The following is an 8768-nucleotide window of genomic DNA, read 5'->3' as shown; positions in this document are numbered from 1 at the left end:
TTCAGATATTGATTGAGATATTTTCTCAGTACTATCAATGGCATTTTTAAGGGAGCTTTGGCTCTGTAGAATGATTTCATTGGCTTCTATTGCAGATTGCTCTGCCCTTTGTGCATTATCAGCGACATCTCTTGCAGTTGAAGACAGCTCTGTAGAAGCCGTTGCGACTTGCTCAACAAATGATAAAAACTTAAAAGATGACCTCTTATTATCACCAATAACTCTCGCTGTCTCTGCTTGTTTTTGGGAAAGTAATGCTAAGACGTTTTTACTTTTGCCCAACACCTGCGAGAGCTCTGAAGACAGACCGGATACCCCCAAAAAGATACCATCTAATTCATTACCTTTTTGGGAAAAGCTCAAGAGTCTAAGATCCCCTTCTGATAGTTTTTTTACATATAAATTTAAATCTACAAGTCCCTTCAGTTCATAATTAACAATCATAGAAAGAAAAACGGCCATAGCCATAATGAGAGCAGCATAAAAAGTGGAATTCTTAACAACATCCAACATAATATGTCTTTTCAAAGTGCTGGGAGAAACAATTAAAACTAACGATAAGTCACTATCATCTATTTTCATTATATATTGTCCAGTACCAATAAATGAGCTTCCAACCAAACTTTTATTTTCATGAGCAACTATAATGTCATTCTCATTCTTAATAAAAAATGATTCCTCACCAAGGAAATTATAAGAAGCCACAGCTTCGACAAGAGATTGTATTGATATATCAGCTCCAAAAACGACCGAACTTCCAGCCACTTTCTGAGCAACACCAAAGGACAATACCGGCTCTCCTGTTGCAGCTGCTATTGAAGGGTTTTCGACGACCACCTCCCCTGGGTTATTCAAAGCATGTTGGTACCATGCAGCTCCAATTCGAAGATCTTCTGAATCAGATATGACTATCTCATTGGCATTTTTTTGTGCCCCATCTTGAAATACAACGAAAACATTTGAAAACTCAGAAGAATCCCTTGCCTGCTTTAGGGCAGGTAAAAAGCCTCGATGACTATCAATATTAACCAATGACTCAAGAGTGGCCTTTCCACTTGCCTCCCAACTAGAGATTAACGTTGATAACTCACCCATATTTCGATAGATACCCTTCTCTATCTCAACTTTCTCTCGGGGGTAATCATAGAACACCCCTTTAACTAGAACGAAAGCGATCCAAATTAGGACGACATAAAATGACCGATACAGAATTTTTCTCGATATTGTTTTCATTATTCTTAATATCCTATCAATTAAAATGTATTACATAATTCAGTTTAAAGACAAAGCTCTCCACCTTGTAAATTTTTCACCAACACAACAAATCCACAATACCACTACAGACTCCATGATATCCATGCGAACCAGTAAACCAGGCGACTGGAAAGTTGTCATCGTGTTAATTAGCTAAGGTCTGAATCTGTTGAATTTGCTCGTAAAGTTCGTTCATTTGTTCGTTAGAATCAGCTACAACTTCTAAAGAACTGTTGGCAGCAGCTTCAGCTTGTTTTGACACTTGCGAAATGACCAGACTTCTATCGTTAGCATTTTTAATGTCTTGAAATTGTTGCTTACCTGACTCTTGAATACGTTCAACCAAAGTACCGATAGCGCATGATTCATCATTAAGTCGAGCTATGATATCGCTATTTCGCTCAACAGTTTCCTTGCTTCGACTCGCTAAATTACGAACTTCATCAGCAACAACAGCAAATCCACGTCCCATTTCACCAGCTCTAGCCGCCTCAATCGCGGCATTAAGTGCAAGTAAGTTTGTCTGGTCAGCTATGCCCTTGATAGCACAAAAAGATTCCATGATTTCAGATGTGCAATTATTCAGGGTTTCTATTGATGTCTGTAACAGTTTAAGTTTCTCCGTTTGTTCCTTCGTGTGATTGAATATGCCACCCATGCTTGATGACATTTGACGGTGTTCAGACTGAACCTGGATTGAAATTGAAGCGAGAGATTCCAATGATGATGTCACATTGTTTATCATTCCTGTAAACTTAGAAGTATTTTCAAGCATTTCCATTTGGTGCTTGCTCAGATACTTAATAGCATTTACTTCAGTTTGACCATGATAGTTAATCATACGCGCCAAGGTCGATGGAAATGTTCTTATAGATTTATGAACATTCTTACCGCGTTTGTGAAATGCTATTGCTACATTAGTACAGTTAGAGTGGAGGAAGTTTGTTTCACCGAAGGATGAATAGCCTGCAGCTTCAAATGGGAACCTGACGGCACTCTTGTCAGAATCCGATGCTCCTAAGCGACGAAGAATACAATCAACCATGATACTTGTTACTACTTCACCATCAATATCCTTATTGAACGCATCAAGACTTGCATTTGTGTTTGAAGCAAAACTTTGCGACTCAGTAAGAGTGATAGTTTCACCAAATTTCAGGTCTGAAAACAACACGATAGATTTATTCTCTACATCAACATCAGCAATACTACGTACAAAGGTTTCTCCTACACCAGTGTCAACGCATAAATGACCGCCTGTGATCTTCTTAGCCGCGTCTAAAATAGAGCACCCCATTTTGTCTGCAATGTACTCAGAGTAGATTTAATCTCTCCTCGTTCATCGACAACCTTTTGCAACGTTCGTGTTGAATTATCACATTTAGCAACCGTCATCTTGATATTTGATGAACCTGTGACTGAGTGGGTGGATCTGAATGCGTAAGAGTAAGCATCTCCGATCTGTGTCATGAGCATCAAAGCCTTACCATCATGCATTTGACCGTTAATGCCCCACGCCGCTCGGCTAAATAGAACACCACCAGCACTACCACCAATGATTGGCACATCGATATTACCTGAAGCGTATGCAGCACTTAGAAGTTGCCCTTCTAACATGGAATGGCCATCGAAAGTTACATAGCAGAATGTATTGAAGTGGTTTTGTTGTAACTTCCAACGATGTGATGAAATGCTCACACGCATTTTATTGATGTGAGCATCAATATCTTCAGGTTTGGTATGTTTGGGTAAATCAACAATGCAAGGCTCTACTTCAGCAATAAGTGTTTTATCGAAGATATGAAGAACTACCGAACCAGCTTGGTACACGTTACGCGCTTCGCTCAACAGGTTGCCGGAAGACATGATAGAGACTTGTGTACAGTTAGTCCCGCTGAATAGCAGCTGTAAGCTTTTACAAACACGGTCAACTAACGTGGTGTCGGTAGTATGAGCAACATACGCTAAGCATAAACTTGGGTTCTGGATATCTTTCTTAATCTCTGCAAACGTTGGAAGAGAATTGGGTTCGCAGCTATAAATCTTTGATGGCAGTATTTGATTTTCTATCTTGTTTTGTTTGAATTTTGGAAAGAACGTCTGAAACATAACATCTCTATTAATTCGGCAAATTAGGGAGCACCTTGCAACTTATTGCTTACGAATACAGCCCCATAAACAACCATATAATATACTATTCATCATCATTTATTCAACCACATCGGTCATGGATGTCGTCCTTATCACTCATTTCACCACCTGAGGTCAACTGATTTCTATTTGGTACAACACCAACGAGCACACATGAGCCTAGATTCAAGACAGAGAAACTTAATGAATAGGCGAGGCAAACACCATCAACAGAAAGTAGATGATTGTTTCAAATTGTCCAGGAACAGTTAATTATGTCGCTTAATGCGCTGTTCAGTCTGGCTGGAGCAGATCACTTCATTACTTACCCCATACAGCCCAAACTTAAATCCAATAGAGCGGCTTTGGAAAGTAATGAATGAGCATGTGAGGAACAATGTCTATTTTCCCTCCAAAACAGCATTCACCTCTGCTATCAAAAAGTTTTTCGATGTGACGTTACCAGAAGTTGCAGGCTCACTTGTATCCAGAATTACAGATAATTTTCAGGTACTGATACCTGCATCTTCAAGTTGAAAGGGTATATATTAGCTCAAGCGCAGAAAATGATAATAAGAAATTTAGTCAGCCTTACTTTTCTTTTGAGTTGCAGTGCCAATAAGTAATTTCAGTTAAAAAGCCCTCTTTTAATTGATAACTGACGGTCTTGGCACGGTAAGGCATACCAAACCGTCGGCGCTTGGCGAGCTCTTCAAGGCTTAGTGCCTTTTTGATGCGACTTTCATGACATAACATGAATCGGGAAAAATTAGCATTCTTAAAAGACTCTATCGACGGCGATATACCCTTCATTCTTCCCCTAACTTTTTATTATTGATATAAGAGTGCTTAACCAACACTCCTCTTTCGACTTTGATGGACAACCTGTCTTGACTATGCTTACCGCTGAGACGATACCTTCCCAGCAAATCTTCAAGCTGATTCGCAGTCGTGATTCGACTTTCATAGGTTATACGGAGTCGTTTGTTTCTCATCTCTGAGTTTAATGGTTTCATTAGTACGGTATTTTTGTTGATGTATGCAAATAATAGGTCGACCAATCACAAAAAGCAAAAGATAAGAGCTCTACGCTACCTTGCATCATGACACCATTGCTTTAAGCCAAAAGAAATTGAGAGAGCGTTTCAAGGTTGGATGAGCTGTCTTATTGAGCCTGCAGGGAGTTATGTCATAGCCATCGATGGTTAATTTTGATACACGTGAGAGGCGTAATTTACTCCATGTGGTCAGCGCTTGGGGTAGTCAACATCAGCTCGCTCTCGGGCAAGTCACGGTTGATGAGAAGAGTAACGAGGCATCCGCTATCCTAAGATTACTCACACTGCTTGATATTGAAAACCGTATTATCACGCTAGACGCAATGAGTTGCCAGAAGCTATACGGCTCAAATAAGTATTGGAAAAAGCGGCATGGATACCACAGACGTTCACTATCAGAAACAGCGATGTATTGAGTCAAACAGTTGTTAGGAGGGTGATTGAGCTTAAGAAATTACCATGTACAGGTGGGGGAAACTTACGCGATGATAAATTGCTGAGTTAGGTGTGCCAACAACTTGTCGTATTGCCCCAAAAGCATGCGGAATGGGGTGACTCTATTTCTAAACTGAATCACGTAACAAAGCCCCTAAAACACTCAAATCACTATTTGTTAAAGCTAGCCTCGTTTCCTGGCGGTCGCGAGACTTTTCTGCGTGTTATACGAATCACCATCGTGCTTTACAGCATACTCATATCGAAATAATTATTGAATGCTTGCTCTAAACGCCCCTGATTACCTTTAATCACCAGTAAGTAATCGACACTCTTATCAAGTATTTTATGGGCAATTTTTTTCATCCCATGGCATCAATAGTCACAAAGGAACCTGATATATCAAGCAGTTTGAGCTACTCTAGGATAGCTGAGATCTCATTAGATTTTCGATAAACTCTATGTTACCCAAGACTGACACCATTTTCGGTCGCAAAAGCGTTCACCACATGAATAGCACTAAGACCACGAAAATCATCATAAGAGTTACCGTCAATGGCAATCATTTCACTCTTAGCAAGCTAACTACAGTCTTAAATATGGGCATGTACATGATTCCCTCTTAGGTAAGTGCGTATTTCGGTGATTGCGATCGGTTGTTTCGGTTTATTCCGATCACCTGATCCTACCGTTTTTCTCTCTTCTTATTTTTACTCTAAGTGATCGGATTGCGCCAGTTTTCTCATTGACTCACCTCCCAGTTCTAGTCGATGACTATTGTGTACTAGCCGAACCTTAGCGCGTCCGCGACGGTGGCGTTGCTGATCATGTTGTACCACTCCTTTACAGGTAACTGACTGATGACGATTGTGCTGCTGTTTTGATAACGCTCTTCCAGCACTTCTAATAAGTGCCCCGCATGCTCTTGAGTGAGTTTTTCCATCCCTCAATAGTCGAGGATCAGTAAGGCTTTCTTAGCCAGCGATTGGAGTTGCTTTTGATAGCTACCATCCAGACGACCAGCTGTCAGGTCGTCAAGCAAGCGAGTTAATCGGTAGTACCTAACCGTTTGTTGTTGGTCACAGGCGCTGGTTGCCAGTGCGCAGGCAAGATACGTTTTTCCTGCGCCTGTTGGGCCTGTAACCAATATGTTCTGGTGTTTGTATAGATAACTGCCCGTCAGAAGTTCGCTCATCTGTTTACGATTGAGGTTTCGTCCCTCCTTATAGATGAGTTGGCTAGGCTGCGCATCTACTCTCAGCTTGGCTTGTCGTTTTAAGCGTTGGATTTTACTCTGATTGCGATTCAAGATTTCGCTGCATGGCTCAAGCGTAGGGTTTTGAGTTGATCGTTCAGTGCATTCATATCCTTTCTCCTAGTGATAACTGTTCGGGCCACGAACATTGCTATGAACAAGGTTTGGCGTACTCGTATTGTCTTTACTCAGTTGTCCTTCACGATTGTTTTTCAGCAAATTGCTGATGAAGGTGTAATTGGATTTTGTCAGCATCAGCGCATCTTTACAGGCTTGCTCTAGGCGTGATTCGCCATAGGTTTTACTGAGGCTGAGCAAGCCAAGACAGGAACGATAAGACTGCTCTGGATGAGGCTTGGAGTTCAGTATCTTATTGACGACTTCTCGTGTCGCTGGGCCGATATTGGCTCCCCAGCCAAGCAAGTGCTCTGGTTGGGTGCTGTTTCCTCGCTCTCTTTGGCTACTTGGATGCTGGGCTACCAAGTTATCTTGATGGAAGATCTGCACCAGGCGATTAGAGGCTTCCAACTCGACATGGTGACCAACAAGTTGATGGGGAACCGAGTAGTACTGACTGCGATATTCGATGTGATAGTCAGGGCCCACTTTGGCTCGCTTCGTTTCGGTATACAGGTAACGCTGATTTAACTCATTCATAAGTTCGCGGATAGCGAGATTCAACTCTTTGAAGGTATGGAAGGTTTGGTGTCGCAGCCGCATCATGATCTAGCGCTCCACTAGGAGTGCGGCATTCTCTGCCTTGGCTTTGCCTTTCGGTTTGTAGGGGCGAGCTGGCATCACAGCGGTTTGATAGTGATTCGCCAGTTTTTGATAGCTGTCGTTCAGCCTCGGTTCATAACGATTGGCTTTGGTGACTGCGCTGCGTAGGTTATCGGGAACTAAGAGTTGTGGTACGCCACCGAAGTGTTCGAACGCATTCGCATGCGCCTCTAACCAGTAGGGCTTCCCTTGGCTGGGGAAGGCTTCAACATAAGTGTAATTGGACGCGCCTAAAGTCGCGACGAACACCTCCGCTTCGCGCTCTTCGCCAGTGTCAGGATTGACCACCTGAAGCCGAGGCCCACAGTAATCGATAAACAGTTTATCACCTGCAACATGAAGCTGGCGCATACTGCGTTTTTGGGTTTTGAACCAGCGAGTGAAGTGCTCACAGAACTGAGTGTAAGCGTAAGCTTGTTCTTGATATTGCTCATGATACTCCTGCCAGAGCAACATTTTAGTCATGCCTTTACGTCTGAGTTCTGCATCGCTGCAACTGGCGGGTAGAGGCCAACCAAGTTGGCTTTGTTTAAAGCGAGTAAGGAGTTCCGATATGGTGGACGGGCCGAGTTTAAGGCAAGAAGCGATACCACGATTTGAGAGACCGCCGTCGTATTTAAGGCGTAATACCTCTTTGATTTTGTTCATTGGAGTTCTCTTTTTGGCCATTGTCGCTTCCTTTCCTTCTTGTTTAAGAAGTAAAGAATAGCGAGCTATTGATTTAAAAGAGAAAAAGGAAGGGTTTCGGCCATTACGATCGCGGTTTTCGCTATTCCGATCACCGATTTCGGAGTTAGGCTAAAAGTGATCGGATAATCCCGAAATGACAGATCGGAATGATCCGAAATATGCAAGGTAAGGCCGTGACGCAATGAGCCTGAACTTAACATGACATAATGAAAACACTAATGCTCAGAATTGAGTCAGCGAAATCCTTTAGGGATAGCGGTAAGTATACCTAACTAAGTCCGGATCTATGACAGCAATCTTAACCCATTTGATTTTCTAGAGAGTGAGTACTTGGAACGTTGGGGCGACTATGTATGCTTTAAAAGACACGTATTAGCCACACAAATCACAAATTTGTTAGTGCAAATGTTTTGATAGGGAAACTGGGATGAATCTGTATCAGTCTAGATGAACTGTCTTTAATAACCAAAGTAAACACAAAAAGTCCTTGCCCAGTCTGTATTTGCACCTCTTCTCCATCAAAACCAAAATGTGTCGTAATTAAACGGTCATTTCTGTATACGCCCTCAGGACTAAAAATTAATTCTTCTGCTAAATAAGGAGGGACATCAACCTCTAACCAATGGCCATAAACATGTTTTGGATGTTTAAAGCTTTGTAAAGTAATATAACCTAAGTAACTAACCCATGTTAATAACATCACTAAACTAAAAATATGGAAATTTTTGACTGACTTTTCTTTGACTTTTACTAATAGAAACCTCGGCAACACATTCTCCTTTAATAAAAAATAACCAGCTCTACGTCTATAACAAATACGAATCTAAATTTCTGCATTACAATTCAGCTCTGATACATTTGTGATTGTAATCACACTTTCCTTCCAAGTCAAAAGCTATGCTCACACGAACCGGGTAAGGTAAGACCACTATAAATGGCCCTTTTTAGGGCGCGTTGATCTTTCGTGATTATTTTTCGAACGAAATGACAAAGAATTATAATTTCATTCGCCCAAAAAACACGATTTCAAGCCGTGCCAAGAACAATGTTAACTGATACTCGATGGGAACTGCTGCTACAAGTTATGAAGAGCGCTGGTCGCAAGGTGAGCTGCTTTACCAATCCTCTTTTATTTTTGGTATTAAAGATGGCTTTGTTGCGTAATT

Annotated in this window: 3 protein-coding genes and 7 pseudogenes; 2 read left to right on the top strand and 8 right to left on the bottom strand. The window is 41.6% G+C overall.

Going from position 1 to position 8768, the window contains the following annotated elements; translation table 11 throughout:
* From BCT49_RS02675 to BCT49_RS02665, 4 genes and pseudogenes are all read right to left on the bottom strand, one after another.
* Positions 1–1095: pseudogene (locus BCT49_RS02675) on the bottom strand (hypothetical protein); the annotation flags it as partial.
* Positions 1096–1399: 304 nt separating this feature from the next.
* On the bottom strand, positions 1400–2287 hold the full coding sequence (locus BCT49_RS02670; RefSeq protein ID WP_372166511.1) for a methyl-accepting chemotaxis protein: 888 nt from the start codon (positions 2285–2287) through the stop codon (positions 1400–1402).
* Positions 2261–2551 (bottom strand): annotated as a pseudogene (locus BCT49_RS26375) (FIST C-terminal domain-containing protein); the annotation flags it as partial. The pseudogene BCT49_RS26375 and the gene BCT49_RS02670, both read right to left, overlap by 27 nt.
* The gene (locus BCT49_RS02665; RefSeq protein ID WP_102434035.1) at positions 2533–3363 is read right to left on the bottom strand and encodes an FIST N-terminal domain-containing protein; all 831 of its coding nucleotides are present in this window, start codon (positions 3361–3363) and stop codon (positions 2533–2535) included. The pseudogene BCT49_RS26375 and the gene BCT49_RS02665, both read right to left, overlap by 19 nt.
* Positions 3364–3708: 345 nt before the next feature.
* Here BCT49_RS02665 and BCT49_RS02660 point away from each other — a divergent pair.
* Both BCT49_RS02660 and BCT49_RS26065 read left to right on the top strand, forming a co-directional pair.
* A pseudogene (locus BCT49_RS02660) lies at positions 3709–3921 on the top strand (transposase); the annotation flags it as partial.
* 582 nt (positions 3922–4503) lie between these two features.
* Positions 4504–4997: pseudogene (locus BCT49_RS26065) on the top strand (ISAs1 family transposase); the annotation flags it as partial.
* 32 nt (positions 4998–5029) lie between these two features.
* Here BCT49_RS26065 and BCT49_RS26060 read toward each other — a convergent pair.
* The 4 genes and pseudogenes from BCT49_RS26060 to BCT49_RS02630 form a co-directional block, all read right to left on the bottom strand.
* Positions 5030–5458 (bottom strand): annotated as a pseudogene (locus BCT49_RS26060) (ISAs1 family transposase); the annotation flags it as partial.
* 129 nt (positions 5459–5587) lie between these two features.
* A pseudogene (istB, locus tag BCT49_RS02640) lies at positions 5588–6242 on the bottom strand (IS21-like element helper ATPase IstB).
* Positions 6243–6252: 10 nt separating this feature from the next.
* Positions 6253–7581, bottom strand: a pseudogene (gene istA, locus BCT49_RS02635) (IS21 family transposase).
* Positions 7582–7987: 406 nt separating this feature from the next.
* Positions 7988–8371, bottom strand: coding sequence for a DUF2850 domain-containing protein (locus BCT49_RS02630; RefSeq protein ID WP_102434032.1), 384 nt, complete (start codon positions 8369–8371; stop codon positions 7988–7990).
* Positions 8372–8768 lie beyond the last annotated feature (397 nt).

The organism is Vibrio lentus (assembly GCF_002875945.1).
In the GTDB taxonomy this organism is placed as follows: Bacteria; Pseudomonadota; Gammaproteobacteria; order Enterobacterales; family Vibrionaceae; genus Vibrio; species Vibrio apostichopi.
Note: the sequence above shows the minus strand (reverse complement) of the source record. Positions and strands in the feature narration are given on the sequence as shown.